This window comes from Afipia sp. Root123D2 (genome assembly GCF_001425835.1).
Classification (GTDB): Bacteria; Pseudomonadota; Alphaproteobacteria; order Rhizobiales; family Xanthobacteraceae; genus Afipia.
Window position 1 is genome coordinate 1,187,487 of record NZ_LMDP01000002.1, and the last position, 26,856, is coordinate 1,214,342.

Genomic DNA, 26,856 nt, shown 5'->3' on the forward strand with positions numbered 1-26,856 from the left:
GCCATCCGGCCTGAATCGGAGTCCCCATGCCCGCCGAGACCCACCCGCGCACCGCGCGCCCCACGGCCGAACCCATCGCCGCCGGGACGCGGATCGGCCATGTCCATCTGAAGGTGTCGGATATCGAGCGCGCATTGTCGTTCTATCACGGCGTGCTCGGCTTCCAGATCATGCAGCGGATGGGCGACCAGGCGGCGTTCATTTCGGCGGGCGGCTATCACCACCACATCGGGCTCAACACCTGGGAGAGCAAGGGCGGCAAGCCGCCGCCGCCCGGCACCACCGGGCTGTTTCACACCGCGATTCTTTATCCGACCCGCGCGGCGCTGGCCGATGCGCTGCATCGCGTGCTGGCGGTGGGCATTGCGCTCGACGGCGCCAGCGACCACGGCGTCAGCGAAGCGCTCTATCTGCGCGATCCCGACGACAACGGCGTCGAGCTTTATCGCGACCGGCCGGAGAGCGAATGGCCGCGCAGCGCGGATGGGACGCTGGCGATGTTCACCAAGCGTCTTGATGTCGAGGCACTGCTGCGAGATCGCGACAGCTGATTATGTCGCTGTTTTACTTTGACGCGTTTTCTTGACGCGAACCGGTCCCCACTTCGCTCGAAAACGCTATGGCCGCCCGCGCGCGCCGCTGAGCACGACAAGGGCAGCGGCAAGTTCGAGCACCACGCAGACATAAAACGGCACGGTGTAGCTGCCGAACGCATCGCGCAGCAGGCCGACGAGGCCGGGGCCGAACGCATAGGTGAACTGGCAGATCGCGGTGACGAGGCTGACCAGCACGCCGAACGACAACGCGTCGAATTCGCGCTGGATGATCAGCGACGGCAGCGTGATGTTATTGCCGACCGAGAAGCCGAACAGCGCGCTGGCCGCGAACAGCGCATATTCGTCGGTGGTGTTGACCATGATCACCAGCGCCAGCGCCTGACTGGCGAACGACGCCGCCGACGCCTTGCGCTGATTGAGCTGGTCGATCACCGCGCCGAAGATCAGCCGCCCGATCACCGCCATCAGCGACATCACCGATACCGCGATGCCGGCATGCTCGCGGCCGATGATCGGATTCAGAAACGAAATCTGGTGAACGATGAAACCGACCTGCGCCACCAGCACCAGCGCGAACGGCACGGTGATGGTCCAGAACGACAGGTTGCGGAACGCGGCGCGGCGGATCGTGCCCGACGATTGAGCCAGCCGCGCCGGCGCGGGATCGAACGCGTCGATCGGCGGCCGCGCACCGCGCGGCGGGTGGCCGACCCACAGCGCGATCGCCGGGAGCGTCAGCGCCAGAATCAGCGCCGCCGCCGTCATCACCGTGCTGGCAAATCCGAATGCGCCTATTCCGCCCACCATCAGAGGCACGCCGATCACCCCGCCGCAGCTTGCGCCATTCAGCGCAAGGCTGATCGCCATGCCGCGCCGCTTGTCGAACCACAGGCCGAGCACATTGTTGATCGCGGCGAGACTGGTGCCCGCCCAGCCGAATGCGATCACCGCATAGGCTGCATAGAGCTGCACCGGCGAGGTGATCCATGCCATCGAGGCCGTGCCGGCCGCCAGCGCGCAGACCCCGATGCTCAGGCACAATCGCGGCCCGAACTTGCGCATCGCTTCGCTGACGAACACGACGAGGATCGAGCTGAAGAGGTAATAGCAGGTCGCCGCGGTGGAGATCTGCGACGCCTGCCAGCCGTGAACGCGCTGCAGTTCCGCGAGGTAGACGCCCTGGCCGTAGAAGCCCGCGCTCCACGCGAAGGTCGCGATCAGGAAACAGACGCCGACCACCGGCCAGCCGGAATACTTGATCGAGGTCTCGTCGGCCGTGGCCGTCGCAGGTGGCGATGTCATTCCCGGCGAACTCCCGCGCGCGACGCTCTTGTTGTCACGTCCGGCCTCGCGCGGGCGGCATTGGGACCGATGCGCGCAGCGGCGTCAATAGACAGCGGAATGGAACGGCGGCATGGCTCCGTTGCGGGCGCGGAGCGACATCGACTGATGCGATGCCCCGCTGCGTGATGCATTGCGCCCATGAAGCGGGATGGCCGGGACATTGGTGAGCAGGAGCGACGCCGTTCTTCGAACGGCCATGCCCGGCCATGACGACCTGAACCCCGAAGGCTTCTCCGTTGTCATCACCGGCCTTGTGCCGGTGATCCCGAGGCTGGCACGGCTCAGCTCTTTGCCTTCCCCGGATCGTAGAAGAACCGCTCACGGAACACCCGGTCGCCGCGCCATTCCTGCATGGCGATTTCATCGACATGATGCACGGTGCCGTCGTGCGCGATCAGGTCGAAAATCCAGTGGATCATCACGTGATCGCCCTCGACCACCGACGCCATCGCCCTGGAGTGCACCTCTTTCATCCGCGCCAGAATCGCACGCTCATGCGCCACCAGCTTGTCGCGGCCGGTGCGCGGCGGCGCGGTGTTCTCCTGCATCGAGGCGTCTTCGGTGTAATAGCGCTCGATGGCGCCGGCATGGTCGCCGCTTTCGACGGCGGCAATGAATTCATCGACACGGGCGCGGGTTGGCATGGCGGACCTCGCAGGGGTGCGGTTTAAGTCATGATGGATTGACAGGACATCGCAGGCAAGAGACGTCGCTTTTCGAATGGCTATGCCCGGCAATGACGCATCGCATATGAACGCTGCCCTCACGGCCCCTCGAGCGCATCTTCCATCGGCTTGCACACCCCGCCGCTGGTGCGGGTGAGCTGAAACACACGATCCTCGCGGCCGAGATTGAGCATGAAGGTGGGCGCATTCTTGTCGAGGCTGTCGCGTACCGTGGCTGCCTCGTCGATGAACAGTTTCAGCATCCGGCCGTCGGGCGCGGGATCGAGCAACGCATAGCCGCCCTCCTCGGCGGACGACGGCGACACCATCACGATGCAATCGAACCCGCTGTCGTTCCTGAACGCCGCGATCAGGCGCTTGCCCTGAACGTCGCGACCGGCATGCTCGGCCCATGCGCAACTCGCCACGATATAGCGCGGCTTGCGACTTTTCTGACGTAGCTCGATGCGCACCGCGTCCTGCCTGAACGACAGCACGATGCGCTCGGTCAACTGGCCCGGATGGCTCGCAAGATGGGCGGCGTCATAGTCGCGGCGATAGCACAGGCTGTCGGACTTCGAGGTCAGCAAACGGCCGAGCGGATCGGCCGCAGGCTCGGCCTGCGCGATCGCGGCCAACGCCAGCAGCATCGCAACGCCCGCGATCATTCGCCTGCACCCGTGCCGTACCGTCATGACGCCCTCCGCACCTTCATGGACATGTTTCCATAGGACGCATCACGCGGTCAAAAGGTTCACCCCCAGCCGAGCGCCACCGCCGCGCGATAGGTGATGAAGGCCGCCAGATACGCCAGCGTCAGCATGTAGAAGAAGGTCACGAACATCCAGCGCCAGCCGCCGGTCTCCCGCCGGATCACCGCCAGCGTCGCGGCGCACTGCGGCGCGAAGATGTACCACGCGATCAGCGCCAGCGCGGTGGCGAGGCTCCATTCGGCGGCGAGCTTCTGGCCGATCTCGGTGGCGGCATCGCCGCCGCCGGCAATCGCATACACGGTGCCGAGCGAGGCCACCGCCACCTCGCGCGCCGCCATGCCCGGAATCAGCGCGACGCTGATCTGCCAGTTGAAGCCGACCGGCGCGAGCACCGGCTCGATCCAGCGACCGATCATCGCGGCGAGGCTGTAGTCGATCGCGGGCAACGTGGCGCCGGCGGGGGCCTGCGGGAACGACGCCAGAAACCAGATCAGCACCATCATGGAAAAAATCGTGGTGCCGGCGCGATAGAGAAACGCCTTGACGCGGGTATAGAGCGCGATCACCACGCTGCGCAGGCGCGGCAGCTTGTAGTCCGGCAGTTCGAGCATGAAGGGTGGCGTCGCGGTTTCGCGCCAGAAGAACCGATTGGCGACGAACGACACCGCGAGCGCGCTGAAAATGCCGACGGCGTAAAGCCCGAACATCACCAGCCCCTGCAGCCCGATGATGCCGTAAACCTTCTGGTCGGGAATGAACGCCGAGATCAGCAGCGTGTAGACCGGAATCCGCGCCGAGCAGGTCATCAGCGGCGCCACCAGAATCGTCGTCAGGCGATCGCGCTTGTTGTCGATCACCCGCGTCGCCATGATTCCAGGGATCGCACAGGCAAAACTCGACAGCAGCGGAATGAAAGCGCGGCCGTGCAGCCCGGCGCCGCCCATGATGCGATCCATCAGGAACGCGGCGCGCGCCATGTAACCGAGGTCTTCGAGCAGCAGGATGAACAGGAACAGGATCATGATCTGCGGCAGGAACACGACCACGCTGCCGACGCCGGAAATCACGCCGTTCTGGATGAAGCTCTGCAGCAGGCCGTCCGGCAGCAGGCCGTGGACATAAGCGCCGAGCGCATCGAACGAGCCGGAGATCAATTCCATCGCCGGCTGCGCCCAGGCAAACACCGCCTGGAACATGACGAACAGAACCGCCAGCAGAATCAGCAGTCCCGCCACCGGATGCAGCAGCACCGCATCGATGCGGCGGGTCAGCGTATCGGGACGCGCCGCGTCGCTGATCGCGGACTTGATGATGCGATCGGCCTCGCGCTGCGCCGATCTCAGGTCGGAAGCGCTCGGCGTCGTCCATGTGCTGTCGGTGAATTTCCCGGCGTGACCGGCCGCGACCTCGTCGAGCCGGCGCAGCAGATCGTCGATGCCGTTGCGGCGCACGGCGGTCGCAGTCACCACCGGAATGCCGAGTTCGGCGGACAGCTTGTCGAGATCGATCTCGATGCCGCGGCGGCGCGCGATGTCGATCATGTTGAGGACGAGCAGCATCGGCCGTCCGGCGCGCTTCAGTTCGAGCACCAGCCGGAAGGCGACGCGCAGATTGGTGGCATCGGCGACGCACAGCAGCAGGTCCGGCGGCGTCTCGTCCTTGAGCCGGCCGAGCACGACATCGCGGGCGATCTCCTCGTCGGGGCTGCGGCCGCGCAACGAATAGGTGCCGGGCAGATCGACCAGATCGACGCGATGACCCGACGCGGTCTGAAATCGTCCGGCCCTGCGCTCGACGGTGACGCCGGGGTAATTCGCGACCTTCTGCCGGCTGCCGGTCAACGCGTTGAACAGCGCGGTCTTGCCGCTATTGGGCGTGCCGACCAGGGCAAAACGCCATGCCCTCGGCTCCGTCGCAATCGTCATGTCATTGATCCAATCAGGTCACGAGAATGGCCATCGCCTCGCGGCGGCGCAACGCGATGGTCGTGTTGTTGACCCGCACCGCGATCGGGTCGCGCCCGAGCGGCCCCTCATGCAGAACCTCGACCGCAGCGCCTTCGACGAAGCCAAGCTCAAGCAGACGGCGCTCGATTTCCGCCGCAGGCACGCCGTTGTGGTCCGCCTCGACGACAATGGTGCCGATCAGGCCGCGAAAGCCGCGATCGGCTATGCCGAGCGGCCAGTGCGGCGGTTCTGTCGTGGCGTCATCGCTCATATCGCCCATCCCATGCGGCATCAACTGGACTGACGACGCCATGGGAATCAAGTCAATGACGCTTGATCCGCCCCAGATTAGAAGGGTTTTAATCTGCTGCCGCGTTCGGCTCCAAGGCGCGCCCGACTACGCCGCCAGCGCCTTCATTTCCTTGTAAAGATCGGATTTGCCCTCGAAGCCGATGCCCGGCAGGTCGGGCATAGTGATGATGCCCTTTTCGACGCGCACGCCGTCCGGGAAACCGCCATAAGGCTGAAACAGGTCGGGATAGCTCTCGTTGCCGCCGAGGCCGAGACCGGCGGCGATGTTCAGCGACATCTGGTGCCCGCCGTGAGGAACGCAGCGCGACGGCGACCAGCCGTGGGTCTCCAGCACTTTCAGCGTGCGCTGATATTCGCACAGGCCATAGGACAGCGCGCAGTCGAACTGCAGCCAGTCGCGATCCGGCCGCATCCCGCCGTACTTGATGAGGTTGCGCGCATCCTGATGGCTGAACAGGTTTTCGCCGGTCGCCATCGGCCCCGGATAGAATTCCGCCAGCGCCGCCTGCAACGCATAATCCAGCGGATCTCCCGCTTCCTCGTACCAGAACAGCGGATAGTCGCGCAGCATCTTGGCGTAGGCGATCGCGGTCTCCAAATCGAACCGTCCGTTGGCATCGACCGCGAGTTGCGCCTGATTGCCGATCTCCTTGAGCACCGCCTCAATGCGCTGGCGATCTTCCTCAATCGGCGCACCGCCGATTTTCATTTTCACCACGCTGTAGCCGCGATCGAGATAGCCGCGCATCTCGGCGCGCAACGCAGAATTGTCCTTGCCCGGATAATAGTAACCGCCGGCCGCATAGACGAACACGCGCGGATCGGCTTTGCGATTGTGGCGCTCGGCAAGCAGACGGAACAGCGGCTTGCCTGCGATCTTGGCCACCGCGTCCCACACCGCCATGTCGATGGTGCCGACCGCGACCGAGCGTTCGCCGTGGCCGCCGGGTTTTTCGTTGGACATCATCGCCGCCCACACCCGGTCGGGATCGAGATTGTCGCCGGTGTCGTCGAGCAACGTTTTCGCCTCGGCTTCGAGGATGCGCGGCGCGAACCGCTCGCGGATCAGACCGCCCTGCCCGTAACGTCCGTTGGAATTGAAGCCGTAGCCGACCACGGTCTTGCCGTCGCGCTTCACGTCGGTGACGACGGCGACGAGGCTGGTGGTCATCTTGGTGAAGTCGATATAGGCGTTACGGATCGGAGACGAGATCGGCTTGGTAATCTCGCGGACGTCGACGATACGGATGGACATCGGGCGGTTGTCTCCTCGTTCCTGAGCCGCGCGGTGCGCGGCAATATCCTGCGGCGGGCATGTCTACGCCTCACCCCGGAAAGTTCAAGACGACAGCGCCCGCCCAGCAAAAAGGGCGCTGCGATCATGCAGCGCCCTCGATTGTCGCGATCAGGTCAGCCGTTACGGACAGGCATGCCGCAGGCCGTCATAACCGAGATAGGTCCCGGTCCGGACGTTGTAGGATTTGAAGCGCTGCTGGCAGTAGGCGACGTCCGCGGCTGAAACGCCATCGGATTCAACATAGCCCGGCGAATAGCCGTAGCTGTCGTCGTCATAGTAATAGTTGTTGTAGGGATAGCTGCCATAGGCGCTGCCGAGGGCATAGCCCGCGCCGAAGCCAACGCCCGGCCCCCACCATCCGCCACCGCGACGATGATGATGGCCGCCATGCCAGCCGCGGCCACCGCCGCCGGCCCACCGGCCGCCACCCGACGGAATGGTCGGCACCGGCCGCATCCCGCCTCGGCCAGCGAATCCACCGCCGCCGGCGCGCCCGACTGGAGCCCCACCGCCACGGCTCATGCCGCCGCCCGTGAACTGCTTGGGACCACCGCCACCGCCGCCGCCAATGGTGGGCACGGACTTCTGTGCCGCCGCCGGCGCTGTCGACAACGGCATCACAAAAGCCAGCGCACCCGCCGCGCAAAGAAGTTTCCATGTGTTGTTCATATTCCGATCTCCAATTTCTCGTGACTCTCAAACACCGGGCACTGACGGACGTTCCGCCACATATCGGATTTTCCGAAGCCAATCATCGATTTGTGTACGGAACTGGGCGATGAAAGGGGCCTATCGCCGCAGCCCTCCTATGCTATCTTCCCGCCATGAACCGCCCTCTCAAGATCGATCTTCGGCACTCGACCTGCCCGCACGACTGCCCTTCGGCCTGCGCGCTCGATATCGAAGTCATTGAAAACGAGAGAATCGGCCGCGTCCGTGGCTCGAAGCAGCAGACCTACACGGCCGGCGTGGTCTGCGCCAAGGTCGCGCGCTACGCCGAGCGGATTCATCATCCCGACCGGGTGATCCATCCGCTGCGCCGCATCGGGCCGAAAGGCTCCGGCCCGTTCGCGCGCATCTCGTGGGACGAGGCGATGGACGAGATCGCCGACCGCTTCGACGACGCCGAGCGCGATTTCGGCGCGCAATCGGTGTGGCCGTATTATTATGCCGGCACCATGGGCCTGGTGATGCGCGACGGCATCAACCGCCTGTCGCATGTCAAAAAATACTCGCGCTTTTACAGCACCATCTGCGCGACCATCGCCTGGGTCGGATACGCCGCCGGCACCGGCAAGGTCGCCGGCGTCGATCCGCGCGAAATGGCCCAGTCGGATCTGATCGTGATCTGGGGCACCAATCCGGTGAACACCCAGGTCAACGTGATGACGCACGCCACCAAGGCGCGCAAGGAACGCGGCGCACGGATCGCGGCGGTCGATGTCTACGACAACGACACCATGAAGCAGGCCGACATCAAGATCATCCTGCGGCCGGGCACCGACGGCGCCTTCGCCTGCGGCGTGATGCACGTGCTGTTCCGCGACGGCTTCGCCGATCGCGCCTATCTCGACAAATACACCGACTGCCCGGACGAACTCGAAGCGCATCTCGCGACGCGGACGCCGGAATGGGCGTCGGCGATCTGCGGAGTGCCGGTGTCCGAGATCGAGGCGTTCGCTCACGCGGTCGGCGTGACGCCGCGCTCGTTCTTCCGGCTCGGCTACGGCTTCACCCGCAGCCGCAACGGCGCCGCGCAGATGCACGCCGCGCTGTGCATCCCCGCCGTCACCGGCGCCTGGCAGTATGAAGGCGGCGGCGCGTTCTTCAACAACGGCGCGATCTGGAATTTCGACAAGACATTGATCGAGGGCCGCGACCACATCGACCCGTCAACCCGCGCGCTCGATCAATCGAAGATCGGCCGCATCCTGACCGGCGATGCCGAGGCGCTCTATCACGGCCCGCCGGTGAAGGCGATGCTGATCCAGAACACCAACCCGTACACCGTCGCACCCGAGCAGAAGCTGGTGCACGAGGGTTTTGCGCGCGAGGATCTGTTCGTCGCGGTCCACGAGCAATTCATGACCGAAACCGCGCAGATGGCCGACATCGTGCTGCCGGCAACGATGTTCATGGAGCACGACGACCTTTATTACGGCGGCGGCCATCAGCACATTTCGGTCGGCGCCAAGCTGATCGAGCCGCCCGGCGAGTGCCGCTCGAACCACGAAGTGCTGCAAGCGCTGGCGGTGCGGGTCGGTGCGCGCCATCGCGCCTTCGACATGACGGCGCGCGAGATCATCGACGAAACGCTGAACGCCAGCGGCCATGGCGGCATCGAGGGGCTGGAGGCCGACATCTGGCGCGACCTGCAACCGGATTTCCGCACCTCGCATTATCTCGACGGCTTCGCCCACGACGACGGCAAATTCCATTTCAAGGCGACGTGGGGCACCGTCAAGGTGCCGATCAACACGCTAATGGGCGACTGGCAGAACATGCCGTCATTGCCGGACCATTGGAACGTGATCGAGAATGCCGACGCCGAACATCCGTTCCGGCTCGCCACCAGCCCGTCGCGCGGATTTCTCAACACCACGTTCAACGAAACCCCCGGCTCGCAGGCGCGCGAGGGCGCGCCGTCCGTGATGATCCATCCCGACGATGCCGCACGGCTCGACATTCATGACGGCGATGCGGTGACGCTTGGCAACACCCGCGGCGAAACCACGCTGACCGCGAAGCTGTTCAACGGCGTCCGCCTCGGCGTGCTGATCGCGGAATCGATTCATCCCAACAAGGCGCATATCGGCGGCCTCGGCATCAATCAGCTCACCGGCGCACATGCTGTGGCGCCGCATGGCGGCGCGGCGTTCCACGACAACAAGGTCTGGATCAGGAAGGCGCAGGCCGCAGGCTAGCTCCCGGCCGCGCGATCATTCGAAGTCATGTCCGACCGCCCCGCTTCGCCGGTAATCAGCCGGGTGCCGCGCTGATACGTGATGTAGCTCCACAGCCAGGTCAGCGCGACAACCAGCCGGTTGCGGAATCCGATCAGGAAATAGATGTGCGCCACGCACCACAACAGCCAGGCGAAAAAGCCTGACATGCGAAACCGGCCGCGCTCGATGATCGCGAGTTTGCGGCCGATGGTCGCGAGCGAACCGAAATCGCGATAGTGAAACGGACCGATACCGCTCTTTCCGCCGGCGCGCGCGATCAGCAGCCGCGCAACATACGCGCCCTGCTGCTTCGCCACCGGCGCGACGCCGGGCAGCGGCTTGCCGTTGTCGCCGGCGAGAGACGCGGTATCGCCCAGCACGAAAATATCCGGATGCCCGGGAACGGACAGATCGGGTTCGACCAGTACGCGGCCGGCGCGATCGACCGGCGCATCGAGCCACCGCCCCGCCGGAGAGGCGCCGACGCCCGCCGCCCAGATAACGGTGTGCGTCTCGATGAACCCGCTTCCGATCGCGACGCCCTTCGCGTTGCAGTCCGTGACCGTCGCGCCGAGACGAACCTCGACGCCGAGCTTTTGCAGCGCGCGCAGCGCTTTCTCAGACAATGACGGATCGAATGGCGTCAGCAGTCGCGGTCCCGCTTCAAGCAGGATGATCCGCGCGGCGCGCGGATCGATCGTCTTGAAGTCCCAGGCGAGCGCACGCTTGGCGAGTTCGGCGATAGCTCCCGCCATCTCGACGCCGGTCGGTCCGCCGCCGACGATCACGAAATTCAGAAGCGCCTGCCGCTTGGCCGGATCCGGCTCCATCTCGGCGCGTTCGAACGCCAGCAGAATGCGCGCGCGCAGCGCGGTCGCGTCGTCGATGGTTTTCAGGCCGGGCGCAAAAGGCTCCCAATCGTCATGGCCAAAATAGGCATGCTGCGCGCCGGTTGCGAGAATCAGCCTGTCGTAGCCGATCCGGCGGCCGTCCACGATCACCTCGCGATGCGCGGTATCGACGCCGGAAACCGATCCCAGCATCACGGTGATGTTCGGCTGCCGGCCGAGAATGCCGCGAACCGGCGCGGCGATATCCGCAGGCGACAGCGCTGCCGTCGCGACCTGATAAAGCAATGGCTGAAACAGATGATAGTTGTGGCGGTCGATCAGCGTCACGTCGAACGACGATTTCGCAAGCGCCTTGTTCGACAAAGTCTGGGCCGCGGTGAGGCCGCCGAACCCCGCGCCGACGATCACCACGCGCAACCGTTTCTGTTCGTCTGTGTTCGACAAACCCGGTCCCGTCATTTCGCCCCGTCACCGGCAGTTGACCATGACGGGAGCGCGAATTCAAACGATTCGAGACGGTCCGCGCGCCGCATCATGCGCTGCGGATGCGGGCGTCATTCGCACCGCATGACCTCGCGGCATGCGTTAACCGTGAAGCTTCTTGCGCTTGGGTTTCTTCCCGCCAAACGGCTTGTCGAACTTTGGTTTGTCAAATTTCGGCTTGTCAAATTTGGGCTTACCGGACTCCGATCTGGCGGATTCGGATTTGCCGAATTTGGACTTGCCGGACTCAGATCCACCGAATTTCGATTTTTCAAATTTCGGCTTATCAAATTTCGCTTTCCCGAATTTCGACTTGCCGAATTCCGGTTTATCGAACTTCGGTTTGTCGAATTTTTCCTTGCCCGCATGGTCCGGCTTGCCCGGATACTCCGGACGCTGGTGCGGCGGATCGAGCGGAGAATATTTCGGCTTGTCGCGCCGGGCGGCGGGGGAATCGTCGTTGCGTTCGAACGGCGCCTTCTTGTCCTTGTCGAACTTCCGCGCCCGCAAATGCTTGCGCTCGGTGCGGTCGGCGTCCTGCGGCGCACCGCGCAGCGGCTCGATGCGGATGTTGTCTTCCTTGTCCGGGCGCTTGACCTTGTCGGTAAAGCGTTCGAGCGCCTGCGCCGAAATCTGGAATTCGGTGTGGGCATCGAAAATGCGGATCGCGCCGACATCCTGTTTGCCGATGCCGCCGCGGCGGCAGATCATCGGAAGCAGCCAGCGGGCCTCGGCATTCTTCTGCCGCCCGATCGCGGCACGAAACCAGATGCCGTCCTCCATCGCGCCGGCGCGTGCCGGCTTCTCTTTCGGACCGCGATCGTCGCGTTCGCCGCGCCCGTCCTTGCGAGGCCCGCGATCGTCCCGCGATTTTCCGCCGTGTCCGGGATCGGAGACATCCTCCGGCGACGGCAGACGTGCGCGATAGAGCCGGGCCAGCGCCGATGCGATGTCTTCGGGAGAGCGTTCGGCAATCAGCAGCCGCGCCAGCACCAGATCGTCCTCGGTCGATGGCTCGGTGAACAGCGTGTCCTGCATCATGCGCTGCTGGTCGAGCTTGCGGATTTCCTCGACGGTCGGCGGCGCACTCCATTCGGCGTCGATGCCCGCCATGTTGAGCAGCAATTCGGCGCGGCGGCGGCGGGCCGGCGACACCAATAAAACGCTAATGCCCTTCTTGCCGGCGCGGCCGGTGCGGCCGGAACGATGCTGCAACACTTCAGGATCGTTCGGCAGGTCGGCGTGGATCACGAGGCCGAGCGACGGCAGATCGATGCCGCGTGCGGCGACGTCGGTCGCGACGCAAACCCGCGCGCGTCCGTCGCGCAAGGATTGCAGCGCCTGGGTGCGCTCGTTCTGGGTCAGTTCGCCGGACAGCGCCACAACGGAGAAGCCGCGCTCGAGCAACGCGGTTTGCAGATGGTTCACCGCGCTGCGGGTGTTGCAGAACACGATCGCGCTGGGCGATTCGACATAGCGCAGCACGTTGACGACGGCATGTTCGACATCCTGCGCGGCGATGCGGATCGCGCGATAGTCGATATCGGCGTGGCCGCCTTCGCCGTCGGTGACTTCGACGCGAAAGGCGTTGTTCTGGTAGTTCTTCGCCAGCGCGATGATGCCGCGCGGCAGGGTGGCGGAGAACAGCAGCGTGCGGCGCGTCTCCGGCGTGGTTTTGAGGATGAACTCCATGTCCTCGCGAAAGCCCATGTCGAGCATCTCGTCGGCTTCGTCGAGCACCACGGCCTGCAACGCCGAAACGTCGAGACGTCCGCGCCGCAGATGGTCGCACAGCCGCCCCGGCGTGCCGACCACGATATGCGCGCCCTCGGCGAGTTCGCGTTGCTCGCGCCGCGGGTCCATGCCGCCGACGCACGACACCACGCGCGCTCCGGCATATTGATAAAGCCAGCTCAACTCGCGATGGACCTGCAAGGCGAGCTCGCGGGTCGGCGCGACGATCAGCGCCAGCGGTTCGGCTGCCTTCGGCAACCGGTCGGCATCGCCGAGCAGGTTGTTGGCCATCGCAAGGCCGTAAGCGACGGTCTTGCCGGAGCCGGTCTGCGCCGACACCAGCAGATCGCGTGGTGCTGCGTCATCGGCCAGCACGGCCATCTGCACCGGCGTCGGATCGTTGTAGTTGCGCTCGGCCAGAGCGCGGGCGAGCGGCGGACGTGTGGTCGGAAAGGTCACGGGATGTCAGGCCTTGTGTGGCGGTCGCCGCCGAACGGGTTCGCGGAGCGAACGATAGGAAAAGTCGAATGACGAACAGGTCGAACGCGCGGGCTATCCTGGAGAAGCCGCGCTCTTTTGTTCAAATCATGAACTGGATGGCGCTGCTTTAAGGCAAGTTGGGCGAAAGTGCCACCATTTACTGGCTCTTTTCGCGATAAATCAGGCATTTCCGCCTGTTCGGAACTATCCGGCCGCCGCTGACTTGTGCTCCCGACAATGCACCAATGCAGGAGTGGATGAGATGAAACGAGTGATAACCGGTTTGATGCTGATCGGCGCTACCGCGCTGATCCCCGCAGTTGCTTCCGCGCAGGGCGTTCCTGGCGGCATCGAGCAAGGCGCGCGCGACGGCGAACGCGCGGCGGGCCCGGTCGGCGCTGTTGTCGGCGGCGCCGTGGGTGGCGTGGTTGGCGGCGTGGCCGGTGTTCTGGGCATCGACCAGCGGCCGCGCTTCAAGACCTATGTCGTCGAGCAGCGCCGTCCGTCCTATCGCTACAGCAACGACGTAGCAGTCGGGGTCGTGCTGCCGGAAGACGGCGTCACCTATTACGACGTGCCGGAAGAGTATGGCGTACAGGGCTATCGTTACACGGTCGTCAACGATCGCACCGTGCTGGTCGATCCGCGCACCCGCCGCGTGGTGCAGATCGTCGAGTAACGGTCTCACGCATCAAATGGAAAGGCCGCCCACATCGGGCGGCCTTTTTGTTGCGCAGGGGAAGGTAGCTTCCTGTCGATGTCGTCACCGGGCATAGCCGTTCGAAGAACGGCGTCGCTTTCGCTCGCCTATGTCCCGATGCCCCCGATCAGGGAGGCACCGTGCCCTCCTAAACGAGATGGCCGGGACAAGCCCGGCCATGACGTCAGTGAACAATAACTTATGCCTGGCTCGCGTCCGCCGGACCTAACCCGCCTCGGCCACGGCGCGCTGCGCCATCACCTTGACGAGATTGGCGCGGTAATCCGCCGAGCCGTGAATGTCCGCCATCATGCCGTTCGGCGAGATGGTGACACTGTCAACTGCGCCCGCCGACCAGTTCGCCTTCAGCGCCTTCTCGATATCGGGCACGCGCATCACGCCGTTCGACGACGCGCCGGTCGCGGCGACGCGCACGTCGCCCGATTTGGTTTTGGCGACGAACACGCCGGTCAGGGCGAAGCGCGACGCCGGATGGCGCATTTTCGAATAGGCCGCTTTCGCCGGAATCGGGAACGAGACCTCGGTGATGATCTCGCCGTCTTCCAGCGCCGTGGTGAACAGGCCCTTGAAGAAATCATCGGCCGCGATGCTGCGCTTGTTGGTTTTCACCGTCGCATTCAGCGCGACCAATGCGGCGGGATAATCCGCCGCCGGATCGTTGTTGGCGATCGAGCCGCCGATGGTGCCGCGATGGCGGACCTGCGGATCGCCCAGCACCGACGTGAGATAAACCAGCGCGGGGATCGCCTTCTTCACATCGGCATTGGTCATGATGTCGTAGTAGGTCGTCGCCGCCTTGATGACCACCGCGTCCGCCGTGACCGAGATGCCGACCAGCGCGGGAATCTTCGCGAGGTCGATGACGTCCGACGGCGCCGCCAGCCGCTGCTTCATCACCGGCAGCAGCGTGTGACCACCGGCGAGATATTTCGAATCCGAACCCTTCTTGAACAGGGCCACGGCGTCATCGACGCTGGAAGGACGGTGATAGGTTGTCTGATACATGATCGCTCTCCTCGTCCTTCCTGTTACTCGGCTGCCTGCTGTTGATGAATCGCGTGCCACACCCGGTCGGGCGAGGCCGGCATCGCCAGCTTGTTGTTGCCAATGGCATCGGTGATCGCGTTGATCACCGCCGCCGCCGCGCCGATCGCGCCGGCTTCACCGCAACCCTTGATGCCGAGCGGATTGCCCGGACACAGCGTCGTGGTGTGCGACAGCTTGTAGGATGGCACGTCCTCGGCGCGCGGCATGGCATAATCCATGTACGACGCGGTCAGAAGCTGGCCGCTCTCGTCGTAGACCGCGTGTTCGAGCAGTGCCTGACCGATGCCCTGCGTCAGACCGCCATGAACCTGGCCTTCGACCACCATCGGGTTGATCAGCCGGCCGAAGTCGTCGGCCGCGACGAAGTTCACGAACGTGGTCTTGCCGGTGCCGGGATCGACCTCGACCTCGCAGATGTATGAGCCTGCGGGGAAGGTGAAGTTGGTCGGATCGTAGAATGCGCCCTCCTTGAGGCCGGGCTCCATCCCGTCCGGCAGGTTGTGCGCGGTGTAGGCGGCGAGCGCGACCATCGGCAATGCGATCGACTTGTCGGTGCCGGTCACCTTGAACTCGCCGTTCTCGATGACGATGTCGTTCTCCGACGCCTCGAGCTGATGGGCGACGATCTTCTTCGCCTTGGCCTCGACCTTCTCCATCGCCTTGACGATGGCCGACAATCCGACCGCGCCGGAGCGCGAGCCGTAGGTGCCCATGCCGAACTGCACCTTGTCGGTGTCGCCATGGACGATCGAGATTTGCGAAATTGGAATTCCGAGACGATCCGCCACCACCTGCGCGAAGGTCGTCTCGTGGCCCTGACCGTGGCTGTGCGAGCCGGTCAGGATCTCGATGGTGCCGACCGGATTGACCCGCACCTCGGCGGATTCCCACAGGCCGACGCCGGCGCCCAGACTGCCGACCGCTTTGGACGGCGCGATACCGCAAGCCTCGATGTAGCAGGAGAAGCCGATGCCGCGCAGCTTGCCCTCCTTCTTCGCCTTCTCCTTGCGCGCCGGGAAACCGGCGTAGTCGATGGCCTTGAGCGCCGAATCCAGCGAGGCATTAAAGTCGCCGATGTCGTAAGCCATGATCACCGGCGTCTGGTGCGGAAACTGGGTGATGAAGTTCTTGCGCCGCAGGTCGGCCGGATCGACCTTGAGCTGCCGCGCCGCGGTTTCCATCAGCCGTTCGATCACGAAGCTCGCTTCGGGACGGCCCGCGCCGCGATAGGCATCGACCGGCGTGGTGTTGGTGTAGACGCTGATGACCTCGGCAAAGATGTTCGGAATGTTGTACTGGCCCGACAGCAGCGTCGCGTAGAGATAGGTCGGCACCGACGACGAGAACAGCGACATGTAGGCGCCGAGATTGGCGTAGGTCTTCACCCGCAGGCCGGTGATCTTGTTGTCCTTGTCGAAGGCGAGTTCGGCCTTGGTGACGTGATCGCGGCCGTGGGCGTCGGTGAGAAACGCCTCGGTGCGGTCGCAGGTCCACTTGACCGGGCGGCCGGTGCGCTTGGAGGCCCACAGCGCCACCATTTCTTCCGGATAGATGAAGATCTTCGAGCCGAAACCGCCGCCGACGTCCGGCGCGATCACCCGCAGCTTGTTCTCGGGCGCGACGTTGTAGAACGCCGACAGCACGAGACGCGCGACATGCGGATTCTGCGACGTGGTGTAGAGCGTGAAGTGCTCTTCGGCGGAATCGTATTCCGCCAGCGCCGCGCGCGGCTCCATCGCGTTCGGCACCAGCCGGTTGTTGACGATGTCCATGGCGACGACGTTCGCGGCGTTTTTGAAAGCGTCGTTGGTCGCGGCTTCCTCGCCGATGGTCCAGTCGTAGATCACGTTGCCCGGCGCTTCGGGATGCAGTTGCGGCGCTCCGGAGGCAATCGCCGCGTCGATGCTGGCGGCGGCGGGAAGCTCCTCGTAAGTCACCTCGACCGCTTCGGCGGCGTCGCGCGCCTGATTTTTGGTTTCGGCGATCACCACCGCGACGCCCTGCCCGACGAAGCGCACGGTCTCCGGCGCCATCGCCGGCCATGCACCCATTTTCATCGGCGAGCCGTCCTTGGAGTGGATCATCCAGCCGCAGATCAGATTGCCGATCTTGTCATCGACGATCTGCTGGCCGGTCAGCACATCGACCACGCCCGGCATTTTTAGCGCCGCCGACACGTCGATCTTCTTGATTTTCGCGTGAGCGTGCGGGCTGCGCACGAAGTGGGCGTGGGTCGCTCCGTGAATTTTCACGTCGTCGACGTAGCGGCCCTTGCCGGTGATGAAACGCTTGTCTTCCTTGCGCACGACACGCGCGCCAATACCCTCAACGCCCATAATTATGGTCTCCCTGCCGGAGCATTTTTGGACCGCCGTTTTCCATCGAAAGACAGCGGTGCTGAAAAAACGAAATCAAGAAGCCTCCGCGTCATTCCGCGGCGGCTGATACCTTCATGCGACCGGCGGCATCGAGCACCGATTTGACGATGTTGTGGTAGCCGGTGCAGCGGCAGATGTTGCCTTCCAGCTCCTGACGGACGGTCGCCTCGTCGAGATTTCCGCTGTGACGCTGCACCATATCGATCGCCGACATGATCATGCCCGGCGTGCAATAGCCGCATTGCAGCCCGTGATTGTCGCGGAATGCCTCCTGCATCGGATGAAGCTGATCGCCCTTGGCGATGCCTTCGATGGTGGTGACGTTGGTGCCGTTGGCCTGGCCGACCAGCACGGTGCAGGATTTCACGGCGCGGCCGTCGATGTGCACGGTGCAGGCGCCGCACTGGCTGGTGTCGCAGCCGACGTGGGTTCCGGTCAGTCCGAGATGATCGCGGAGCAAATGGACGAGAAGTGTCCGATCTTCGGCATCGGCGGAAATGGCCTTGCCGTTTACCGTCAGCTTGACTGTGGGCACGCTTAACCTCCTGAGGGCATTTTTTAATTGTTCTAATTAACGGCCTGCGTTCCAAACTTTGCAACAACGATTTTCGTCGCACCTGTCATCCCGCGATCATCTGCGCGTGAAACCGGCGAAGGGGATGAAGGTATCGGCGTCAGCCTTGCGCGTGTTCGCCGAGCCGCTTTCGCAATTGCGAAATGAATAGCTGCTGCGTTCGATTCGAGGGGCCGAACCGTTTGATCGGATGCGCCTTTCTGCTTAAGCTTCGCGCAGGCTGCACGGCCCAAAAACAGAACGAAGCGCGAGGATTCCCGACGTGATCGACAAGCGTGTAAAAACAACGGCCGATGCCGTGGCCGGGGTGCGCGATGGCGCAACCGTACTGGTCCCCGGCTTCGGCGCCGTCGGCGTCGCCGACAACCTGCTCGACGCCCTTCACGACCAGGGCGCGAAGGAATTGACCATCGTCGCCAACAATTCCGGCAACGGCGATTATGGGCTGGCGCGGCTAATCAATTCGGGGCGGGTGCGCAAGGTAATCTGCTCCTATCCGCGCTCGGGCGACTACAGCGCCTTCCTCAAGGCCTATCGCGCCAAGACCCTCGAACTGGAATTGGTGCCGCAGGGCACGATCAGCGAGCGGATGCGCTGCGCGGCGGCCGGTCTCGGCGGCTTCTTCTCGCCGGTGTCGGCGGGCACCAAGCTTGCCGAGGGCAAGGAGCAGCGCATGATCGACGGCAAGCTGCACGTGTTCGAAAAGCCCCTGAAGGGCGACATCGCGCTGGTCAAGGCGGCGCAAGCCGACCGCTGGGGCAATCTCATCTATCGAAAGTCGGCGCGCAACTTCAACCCGATCTCGGCGATGGCCGCCGACCTTACCGTGGTCGAGGTCGAGGAGGTCGTCGAACTCGGCGCGCTCGATCCCGAAGGCGTGATGACGCCGGGCATTTTCGTCGACCGCTTCGTCGTGGTCCCAACAAAAAAAGCAGGAGCGGCCGCATGACCCCGTTGACCCGTGAGCAGATGGCGTGGCGCGCCGCGCAGGATCTTCCCGAAGGCGCTTACGTCAATCTCGGCATCGGCATTCCGACGCTGACCGCGGGCTATGTGCCGCGCGACCGCGAGGTGATCTTCCACAGCGAGAACGGCGTGCTCGGCCTCGGCGGCGCGCCGAAAGCGGGCGAGGAAGACGAAGAACTGATCGACGCCGGCAAGAACCTGACCACGCTGGTCACCGGGGGCTGTTACGTCCATCACGCCGACGCCTTCCTGATGATTCGCGGCGGCCACCTCGACGTTAGTCTGCTCGGCGCGTTCGAAGTCGCCGAAAACGGCGATCTCGCCAACTGGACCACCGAGGACGCGCAGTTTCCACCGGGCGTCGGCGGCGCGATGGACCTTGCGGTCGGCGCCAAGGAAATCCGGGTGCTGATGGAGCATGTTTCCAAGAAGGGCGAGCCGCGCATCAAGAAGCAATGCACCTATCCGCTGACTGCGCCGGGCGTGGTCAAGCGCATCTACACCAATTACGCGGTGATCGACGTCAAGCCGGACGGACTTCATGTCGTCGAGATGATCCCCGGCATGACGCTGGAGAAACTGCAGACCATGACCGAGCCGAAGCTGCGGCTGTCGCCGGACTACAAGGACCTCGCCCCGCCCACCGCCAAGGCGGCGTGAGGCACTCGTGCCCGGATGCTGCGCAGCGCGGAGCGATGCGCTGCTGATCCGGGGCCGCTCCAGACTGTAAATGAGTAACAGTCCCGTTTCTGCGAAGCAGCGTTGCACGCTGCATCGCGCCCGGGACAAGCCCGGTGATGACATCCAGAGGAAGGTGCCATTTCACCAGCTATTCCAGATAGTTACTTGTCACCCCTTCCACACCCTCCCGCCATGGAACCCAACGGGAACCTTATTCCCTACTGGCCGTTGTCTTGGGGTGCGGGATCACAAATCCCGGCACTCCGTAAGCGAGAAGCGTCCCGTTCCAGCGATGGAATGGCGATGTTGCTTGTTCTCAATCCGGATACGCGAAGTCCCGCGGGGGAATTTTGACTGTTGCCACCCCGACCGCAGTAATCACGACCGATATTCCGGCACGTCTGGATGCGCTCCCGTGGGGGCGCTTCCATACCCGCGTCGTTCTCGCGCTCGGCATCACCTGGATTCTCGACGGGCTTGAAGTGACGCTGGCGGGCGCGCTGTCCGGCGCGCTGAAGAACTCACCGACGCTGCAATTCTCCAACCTCGATATCGGCGTCGCCAATAGCGCCTATCTCGCCGGCGCGGTGCTCGGCGCTCTCGGCTTCGGTTGGCTCACCGACAGGATCGGACGGCGGAAACTGTTCTTCATCACGCTGACGCTCTATCTGCTGGCGACCGCCGCCACCGCATTGTCATGGAGCATCGGCAGTTATGCGCTGTTTCGTTTTCTCACCGGCGCCGGCATCGGCGGCGAATACACCGCGATCAATTCGACGATCCAGGAACTGGTGCCGGCGCATTATCGCGGCTGGACCGATCTCGTGATCAACGGCAGCTTCTGGATCGGCGCGGTGCTCGGTGCGATCTGCGCCATCGTGCTGCTCGATCCGACATGGATCGATCCCGAACTCGGCTGGCGGCTCTCCTTTCTGGTCGGTGCCGTGCTCGGCCTCGTGGTGTTCGTGATGCGGCTGTGGATTCCCGAAAGCCCGCGCTGGCTGATGATCCACGGCCATCCCGACGAGGCACGGCGCATCGTCGAGGAGATCGAGCGCTCGGTGCCGCATGACGCACCGCGCGCCGCGTTGCCGACGATCACGCTTCGGATGCGGACCCACACACCGCTCGGCGAAGTCGCGCGAACGTTACTGCACAGCTATCGCCGCCGCACCCTGGTCGGTCTCACGCTGATGACTGCGCAGGCATTTTTCTATAACGCGATCTTCTTCACTTATGCCTTGGTGTTGACCGATTTCTTCGGCATCGCTGCGGATCATATCGGCTGGTACATTCTTCCGTTCGCGGCAGGAAATTTCCTCGGGCCGCTTCTGCTCGGTAGACTGTTCGACACCATCGGCCGCCGCATCATGATCGCTGCGACCTACGGCGTGTCGGGACTGCTGCTGGCGCTATCCGGTTATCTGTTTTCGATCGGCGCGCTCAGCGCGCAGTCGCAGACGATTGCATGGATGGTGATTTTCTTCTTTGCGTCCCCTGCCGCCAGCGCGGCCTATCTGACCGTGAGCGAAACCTTTCCGCTCGAGGTCCGCGCGCTGGCCATCGCGCTGTTCTATGCCATCGGCACCGGCATCGGCGGCGTCGCTGGACCGACCCTGTTCGGCGCGCTGATCGATACCGGCTCACGCAACAGTGTGTTCGCCGGCTATTGCCTCGGCGCGATGCTGATGATCATTGCGGCAGGCGTTGCGTGGAAATTCTGCGTCCCTGCCGAATGCAAACCGCTTGAAACGATTGCGCGGCCGCTGGCCGCGATGGAGTAGGAGATGATGACAGACGCGATTGGCAAGGTGCCCTCACAACCCGAGCGCGGCGACGACGCCGTGCCGGTGCCGCTTGCACTCGGCCCCAAACTCGCGCGCTGTGCGCTGTTGCTCGACATCGACGGCACGCTGCTCGATATGGCGCCGACACCCGACGCGGTGGTGGTTCCGCCCGGGCTGATGCGTGCGCTGCAAGGCCTGCATGAACGTACCGGAGGCGCGCTGGCGCTGGTCTCGGGCCGCTCACTCGGCGACATCGATTCGATCTTCGCTCCGATGCGTCTGCCCAGCGTCGGCGGTCACGGCGCGGAAATGCGGCTGGCCGCTGTGAGCGAAGCGGTCGCGGTTCACGCGCCGCCGATGGACAAGGATCTGAAACGCCGTTTCGCGGCGATCGCGCAGCTCAGCCCCGGTATCCTGCTCGAGGACAAGGGCTATTCGCTGGCGCTGCATTATCGCCGCGCGCCGCAATTCGAACGCACGATCTACGAAGCCGTCTCGGCGATCCGCGCCGACCTGCCGGATGCTCCAGTCGAAGTGCTGCCCGGCAAGTTCGTCTGCGAGATCAAGCACGCCGGTTTCACCAAGGCCACCGGCGTGATCGAACTGATGAAACACGCGCCGTTCCTGGGGCGGCGCCCGGTTTTTCTCGGCGACGACGTCACCGACGAAAGCGTGTTCGAGATCATGCCGGGAATGGACGGCCTGTCGTTCTCGGTCGGACGCAAGGCGCACGGCGTCGACGGCCATTTCGACGCGCCCGACGACGTGCGGGCGTGGCTGACACATCTTCTCGACGACACCAGGACCCATGTTTCATGAGCACCGCCCCCATTGACCACGGTCTCGATCTCGCGGTGATCGGCAACTGCCGCACCGCGGCTCTCGTCGATCCCACGGCCCGGCTGGTGTGGTGGTGCTTTCCGCGTTTCGACGCCGATCCGGTGTTCTCGCGCTTGCTTGCGGGCGACGAAGAGAAGGGTTTCAGTGACGTCGTGCTCGACGGCATGACGCATTACGAATCGGAATACGAGCGCAACAGCGCCATCGTATCCACCGTGCTCTCCGATGGACGCGGCAACGCGGTGCGCATCACCGATTTCGCGCCACGCTTTCGGCAATTCGGCCGCATGTTTCGCCCGCCGCAACTGTTCCGCGTGATCGAGCCGGTCGCGGGCCTGCCGCGCATCACCATTCGCGTGCGCCCGACCCACTCCTACGGCAAGCCGGCGCAGCAGTATTCGATCGGCAGCAATCATATCCGCTTCTATGAGGATCGGTCGGTGATGCGTGTCACCACCGACGCGCCGCTGGCGATGATCGAAAACGAAACACCGTTCGTGCTGACGCGGCCGATGCACATGGTGTTCGGCAGCGACGAGGGCTTCTCAGGCGATCTCGCAACCACCGCCCACACCTTTGCCGAGCAGACACGGCACTACTGGTCCGACTGGGTGCGCCGGCTCTACATCTCCTACGATTTCCAGGAAGCGATCATCCGCGCCGCAATCACGCTGAAGCTGTCGAACTTCGAGGAGACCGGCGGCATCATCGCCGCGCACACCACCTCGATTCCCGAAGCACCCGGCTCGGGCCGCAACTGGGATTATCGCTTCTGCTGGCTGCGCGACGCCTATTTCGTGGTCAAGGCACTGAATCGTGTCGGCGCAACGCAAACGATGGAAGATTTCATCGGCTACACGCTATCGCTCGCCGCCAACGTCGAGGGCGTGCTGAAGCCGGTCTACAGTGTGGTGCCGAACCTGTCGCTTGATGAATGGATCGCCAGCGACCTCAAAGGCTATCGCGGCGACGGTCCGGTGCGGATCGGCAACGCGGCCGCAGACCAGATCCAGCACGACACCTATGGCAGCATCATCCTCGCGGCGCTGCCGCTGTTCTTCGACCGCCGTCTGCCGCGCCCAGGCGGCGAGAAGCTGTTCAGGCTGCTCGAGGATCTCGGCGAGAAAGCCGCCGCTGTGGCGCTGCGGCCCGACGCCGGCATCTGGGAATATCGCGGGCGCCAGCGCATCCACACCCATTCGGCGGCGATGTGCTGGGCCGGCATCAACCGCCTCGCCTCGATCGCGACGCGGCTCGGTCTCGGCGATCGCGCCGCCTACTGGAATTCGATCGCCGATCCGATCCATCAGGAACTGATGGCCAAGGCATGGAATCCCGAACGCGAAGCCTTCACCGCCGCGTTCGGTTCGACCGATCTGGATGCCAGCGTGTTGCTGCTGCCGGAACTCGGCGTCTGCGAAGTCGACGATCCGCGTTTCGTGAAAACAGTCGCCGCGATGGAGCGCGAACTGCTGCGCGAGAAACACATGATGCGCTACGCCGCCGAAGACGATTTCGGAATGCCGGTGACCGCGTTCATGATCTGCCGCTTCTGGCTGATCGACGCCTGGTGGGCGCAAGGACGGCGCGAGGAAGCGCGCGAACTGTTCATCGACGCGCTCGCGCATCGCAATCGTTACGGCCTGCTGTCCGAAGATGTCGACCCACGCACCGGCGCCTTGTTCGGAAATTTTCCGCAGACCTATTCGATGGCAGGATTGATCCTTACCGGCATGAAATTGTCGCGGAGCTGGGAGGATCGTTACTGGCGCAGTTGAGATTAAGAAAATTTCATCTGCAAAGAACAACGAAATCAACGACGTAAAAATTGGAACCTAGTTTTAATGGAACCTGCTGCGAATTTTGTCTTGATTTCGCGTAAATAGTGTCGTGGAACCATATTGGATGAACAGGCGTTTAGTTTTGTGGTGGCAGAACTAAAGGGAGGGCCCTGTGGACCTTGTTGTCGTTTCAAATCGTGTGGCTCGCGCAAAGCCCAACGAACCGATGACGGGAGGACTTGCGGCCGCGTTGTTACCGGTAGTTGAGAAGTCCGGCACCATCTGGGTGGGTTCGAGCGGCCGTGTGCGCGATGGCGCATTCAAGGATTCCTTTGCTGAAATTCAATCGCTCGGCACCGGCGCGCTGGCGATGCTCGATCTGCCGGCCGCGCATTACGGCGGCTATTACGAAGGTTTCGCCAATTCCGCGCTGTGGCCGGCGCTGCACTCCCGCACCGATTTGATCCGCGCGACGCAGGACGACTACGAATCCTATCGCGAAGTAAATGCGTTCATGGCGCGGGCGCTGATGCGCTTTCGCAAGCCGACCACCGCGTTCTGGGTTCAGGATTACCACTTCCTCGCGCTTGGCGCCGAGATGCGCGAACTCGGAGTCACGAATCCGCTCGGATTTTTCCTTCACACACCGTGGCCAAGCCGCAATGTCATCTCCGGCGTTCCCCATCATCGCGAGCTGATCGAGGCGATGCTCGCCTACAATCTGATCGGCTTCCAGACCGATGAGGATTGCGAACACTTCTCCGACTATCTGCGCTCCGATCTCGGCCTGCATGTCGAGAACGGTCTCGTCACGTCGCGCTACGGCATGTCGCGGCTCGCGGCATTCCCGATCGGCATCGACGTCGACGGTTTCGTCGCGCATGCGGTGCGCGCCGCCGCGCATCCGGATGTCTCGCGCCTGCGCAAGAGCCTGCACGGCGAGCGCCTTGCGATCGGCGTCGATCGCGTCGACTACTCCAAGGGCCTCGTCAACCGCATCCGCGCCTTCGATCGGCTGTTCGAGATGCGCCCGTCACTGAAACGCTCGGTGTCGCTGTTGCAGATCGCAACGCCATCGCGCGAGAACATCGAAGCCTATGGCAATCTGCAGGACGACCTGTCGCGTCTTGTCACCGAGGTGAACGGCCGCCACGGCGAAGTCGACTGGACCCCGATCCGCTATCTCAGCAAAGGCTTCAGCCAGACCGTGCTGGCAGGCTTCTACCGCTCGGCGCAGGTCGGCGTCGTGACGCCGCTGCACGACGGCATGAACCTCGTCGCCAAGGAATATGTCGCAGCCCAAAATCCGATCGATCCAGGCGTGCTGGTGCTGTCGAAATTCGCCGGTGCTGCGAAGGAGCTCGACACCGCGCTGCAGGTCAATCCGCACGACATCGACGGTATGGCCCGCACCCTCGCCACTGCGCTGGCGATGCCGGCGCCGGAGCGGCGGATGCGCTGGGAAGCGATGATGGAGAAGCTGCGTGCCGGCAATATCCAGCACTGGTTCGCCAGTTTCGTTGAGGAGCTGGAAAAGGCCCACGGCGCGAGCGAGAAGCCGCCAAGCCGGTTCGGCTGGACCTCGATCAGCGGCCGCAAACCGAGCGAGATGATCTTCCGCCAGCTCCGCGCCGCGACCAGCTCGCTCCACTAGGCGCGTTGTCGCCGCGAACCCACCGTGCGCTCCGCGCGGGAAAGCGCGCCTGATCTAGCCTCTTATATAAAGGTGTGGTGTCGCCGGGCCTGCCTTGGGACGCGCGCCTTGGGACGCGCTGTGGCATGAGCCGACGTTTCCGGACGCTTCGGCGGGCATTTGGCCGGCCGCAGCCGGTCACAGCCCCGATCCGCGCCCTGCCGCCCGCAATTCCCGCAACGCCTGGAGGACTGGAAAAATCCAGCCTTTCCATCAAGTTGCGGAAAATCACCGAATGACGACGCCCCCTCTTGCAAAACCCGCCGCGCACCTTCATGACAGGCGCCGTGGAGAGGTGGCCGAGTGGTTGAAGGCGCACGCCTGGAAAGTGTGTATACGGGAAACCGTATCGCGGGTTCGAATCCCGCTCTCTCCGCCAGGTAATCACACCAACAATCGGAAATTTCTCAGGAATTTTGTTGGCGGCGAATATACATACCTCACTCCATCCCTCAAAAATTCCTGGATGGAATTGGATTTATCTGGACTGAAATAAATCGAGATTCCTAATCCTGTACTCGGTTTGCGAGCTGTTTATAGCAGTTCGCATGGGTAAGCGATTAAGAGGTAGGCCAAAAGGTTCAGGCGGCTTGGCTGCGATACTCGATCCTGGGCAACTCAAGCGCCTCTTAAACGTTGCTCAACAAATGGATGGATCAAGGTCACGCCTCCAAATGGCGCTGCTTCTGTCTCACGAAATCGGCATGCGGGCCTCGGAAATTTCTAGAGTTTGCATCCGGGATGTATACGATGGACAGGGCAATGTTCGCGAAACGCTTCGCGTGACTACCAGCCGAGGGGATCGGACCCTCCCGCTGAGGTCGGCACGGCTGCGGTCCGCCCTTGCCGATCACTTCGAACGTACGCTTGGCACCGGGTACTCAGATGACCTTCAGCCTCTGGTCACTTCGCAGCGCGGTGGTCCTATGACCGCAGCTTCGCTGGCCCGGTTGATGACCTCCGCCTATCACGCCGCGGGCTATAAATCTGGAAGCTCGCGCTCCGGTCGAAGGACGCTTCGCGCCAATCTTGAACAGTTTGGCCTCACGCGCTCGTAACGA

The 26,856-nt window shown here is 63.7% G+C and carries 22 protein-coding genes and 1 tRNA gene; 11 read left to right on the forward strand and 12 right to left on the reverse strand.

Going from position 1 to position 26,856, the window contains the following annotated elements; genetic code table 11:
* The first annotated feature begins 26 nt into the window (after positions 1–26).
* Complete coding sequence (locus tag ASC80_RS14800) at positions 27–551, forward strand: VOC family protein (protein WP_056298451.1); 525 nt, start codon at positions 27–29, stop codon at positions 549–551.
* A gap of 66 nt (positions 552–617) precedes the next feature.
* Here the strand turns inward: ASC80_RS14800 and ASC80_RS14805 are convergent, their stop codons facing one another.
* The 7 genes from ASC80_RS14805 to ASC80_RS14835 all read right to left on the reverse strand — a co-directional run bounded on the left by ASC80_RS14805 (position 618) and on the right by ASC80_RS14835 (position 7,503).
* Positions 618–1,859, reverse strand: coding sequence for an MFS transporter (locus ASC80_RS14805; protein ID WP_056298454.1), 1,242 nt, complete (start codon positions 1,857–1,859; stop codon positions 618–620).
* A gap of 323 nt (positions 1,860–2,182) precedes the next feature.
* Complete coding sequence (locus ASC80_RS14810; RefSeq protein WP_056298457.1) at positions 2,183–2,545, reverse strand: nuclear transport factor 2 family protein; 363 nt, start codon at positions 2,543–2,545, stop codon at positions 2,183–2,185.
* 119 nt (positions 2,546–2,664) lie between these two features.
* Positions 2,665–3,261, reverse strand: a complete 597-nt coding sequence (locus tag ASC80_RS14815) for a hypothetical protein (protein WP_156464400.1) — start codon at positions 3,259–3,261, stop codon at positions 2,665–2,667.
* Positions 3,262–3,320: 59 nt separating this feature from the next.
* Positions 3,321–5,204, reverse strand: a complete 1,884-nt coding sequence (gene feoB, locus ASC80_RS14820; protein ID WP_056298463.1) for a ferrous iron transporter B — start codon at positions 5,202–5,204, stop codon at positions 3,321–3,323.
* Positions 5,205–5,217: 13 nt separating this feature from the next.
* Positions 5,218–5,496, reverse strand: a complete 279-nt coding sequence (locus ASC80_RS14825) for a FeoA family protein (protein ID WP_056299029.1) — start codon at positions 5,494–5,496, stop codon at positions 5,218–5,220.
* A 126-nt stretch (positions 5,497–5,622) separates the two neighbouring features.
* A complete protein-coding gene (locus ASC80_RS14830; RefSeq protein ID WP_056298466.1) occupies positions 5,623–6,792 on the reverse strand; it encodes a mandelate racemase/muconate lactonizing enzyme family protein in 1,170 nt (389 codons plus the stop codon).
* A gap of 162 nt (positions 6,793–6,954) precedes the next feature.
* Positions 6,955–7,503 (reverse strand): BA14K family protein, encoded by a 549-nt coding sequence (locus ASC80_RS14835; RefSeq protein ID WP_056298469.1) that lies wholly within the window; start codon positions 7,501–7,503, stop codon positions 6,955–6,957.
* Positions 7,504–7,658: 155 nt separating this feature from the next.
* On the opposite strand from ASC80_RS14835, the gene ASC80_RS14840 reads away from it, so the two are divergent.
* Positions 7,659–9,758, forward strand: coding sequence for a molybdopterin-dependent oxidoreductase (locus ASC80_RS14840; RefSeq protein ID WP_056298471.1), 2,100 nt, complete (start codon positions 7,659–7,661; stop codon positions 9,756–9,758).
* On the opposite strand, the gene ASC80_RS14845 is transcribed toward ASC80_RS14840, so the two are convergent.
* Together ASC80_RS14845 and ASC80_RS14850 are read right to left on the reverse strand one after the other, a co-directional pair.
* A complete protein-coding gene (locus tag ASC80_RS14845; RefSeq protein ID WP_056298474.1) occupies positions 9,755–11,089 on the reverse strand; it encodes an NAD(P)/FAD-dependent oxidoreductase in 1,335 nt (444 codons plus the stop codon). The two genes, ASC80_RS14840 and ASC80_RS14845, sit on opposite strands and share 4 nt — an antisense overlap.
* A gap of 126 nt (positions 11,090–11,215) precedes the next feature.
* On the reverse strand, positions 11,216–13,306 hold the full coding sequence (locus ASC80_RS14850; protein WP_200941196.1) for a DEAD/DEAH box helicase: 2,091 nt from the start codon (positions 13,304–13,306) through the stop codon (positions 11,216–11,218).
* Positions 13,307–13,589: 283 nt separating this feature from the next.
* Here ASC80_RS14850 and ASC80_RS14855 point away from each other — a divergent pair, with 283 nt between their 5' ends.
* Positions 13,590–14,006 (forward strand): DUF1236 domain-containing protein, encoded by a 417-nt coding sequence (locus ASC80_RS14855; protein WP_056298475.1) that lies wholly within the window; start codon positions 13,590–13,592, stop codon positions 14,004–14,006.
* Between the two features lie 246 nt (positions 14,007–14,252).
* Here ASC80_RS14855 and ASC80_RS14860 read toward each other — a convergent pair whose 3' ends face one another.
* The 3 genes from ASC80_RS14860 to ASC80_RS14870 all read right to left on the reverse strand — a co-directional run bounded on the left by ASC80_RS14860 (position 14,253) and on the right by ASC80_RS14870 (position 18,008).
* A complete protein-coding gene (locus tag ASC80_RS14860) occupies positions 14,253–15,053 on the reverse strand; it encodes an FAD binding domain-containing protein (protein WP_056298479.1) in 801 nt (266 codons plus the stop codon).
* Between the two features lie 23 nt (positions 15,054–15,076).
* Entirely contained in the window at positions 15,077–17,431 is a 2,355-nt protein-coding gene (locus ASC80_RS14865) for a xanthine dehydrogenase family protein molybdopterin-binding subunit (RefSeq protein ID WP_056298481.1), read from the reverse strand.
* Between the two features lie 91 nt (positions 17,432–17,522).
* Positions 17,523–18,008: a (2Fe-2S)-binding protein gene (locus ASC80_RS14870; protein ID WP_056298484.1), complete on the reverse strand. Its 486-nt coding sequence runs from the start codon at positions 18,006–18,008 to the stop codon at positions 17,523–17,525.
* A 304-nt stretch (positions 18,009–18,312) separates the two neighbouring features.
* Between ASC80_RS14870 and ASC80_RS14875 the strand changes: the two genes are divergently transcribed.
* The 8 genes from ASC80_RS14875 to ASC80_RS24785 all read left to right on the forward strand — a co-directional run bounded on the left by ASC80_RS14875 (position 18,313) and on the right by ASC80_RS24785 (position 26,853).
* Positions 18,313–18,996: a 3-oxoacid CoA-transferase subunit A gene (locus tag ASC80_RS14875; RefSeq protein ID WP_200941209.1), complete on the forward strand. Its 684-nt coding sequence runs from the start codon at positions 18,313–18,315 to the stop codon at positions 18,994–18,996.
* Positions 18,993–19,673: a 3-oxoacid CoA-transferase subunit B gene (locus ASC80_RS14880; RefSeq protein ID WP_056298490.1), complete on the forward strand. Its 681-nt coding sequence runs from the start codon at positions 18,993–18,995 to the stop codon at positions 19,671–19,673. Before ASC80_RS14875 ends, ASC80_RS14880 begins: the two co-directional genes overlap by 4 nt.
* Before the next feature lie 371 nt (positions 19,674–20,044).
* Positions 20,045–21,478, forward strand: coding sequence for an MFS transporter (locus tag ASC80_RS14885; protein WP_244487273.1), 1,434 nt, complete (start codon positions 20,045–20,047; stop codon positions 21,476–21,478).
* 6 nt (positions 21,479–21,484) lie between these two features.
* Entirely contained in the window at positions 21,485–22,300 is an 816-nt protein-coding gene (gene otsB, locus ASC80_RS14890) for a trehalose-phosphatase (protein WP_156464401.1), read from the forward strand.
* Positions 22,297–24,099 (forward strand): glycoside hydrolase family 15 protein, encoded by a 1,803-nt coding sequence (locus ASC80_RS14895; RefSeq protein WP_056298499.1) that lies wholly within the window; start codon positions 22,297–22,299, stop codon positions 24,097–24,099. Before otsB ends, ASC80_RS14895 begins: the two co-directional genes overlap by 4 nt.
* Before the next feature lie 175 nt (positions 24,100–24,274).
* Complete coding sequence (locus ASC80_RS14900) at positions 24,275–25,756, forward strand: alpha,alpha-trehalose-phosphate synthase (UDP-forming) (protein ID WP_056298502.1); 1,482 nt, start codon at positions 24,275–24,277, stop codon at positions 25,754–25,756.
* A gap of 328 nt (positions 25,757–26,084) precedes the next feature.
* Positions 26,085–26,174 (forward strand) — tRNA-Ser (locus tag ASC80_RS14905).
* A gap of 169 nt (positions 26,175–26,343) precedes the next feature.
* Positions 26,344–26,853 carry a tyrosine-type recombinase/integrase gene (locus ASC80_RS24785; protein ID WP_082512582.1) on the forward strand — a complete coding sequence of 170 codons (510 nt, stop codon included), beginning with the start codon at positions 26,344–26,346 and terminating at the stop codon, positions 26,851–26,853.
* Positions 26,854–26,856: the final 3 nt, after the last annotated feature.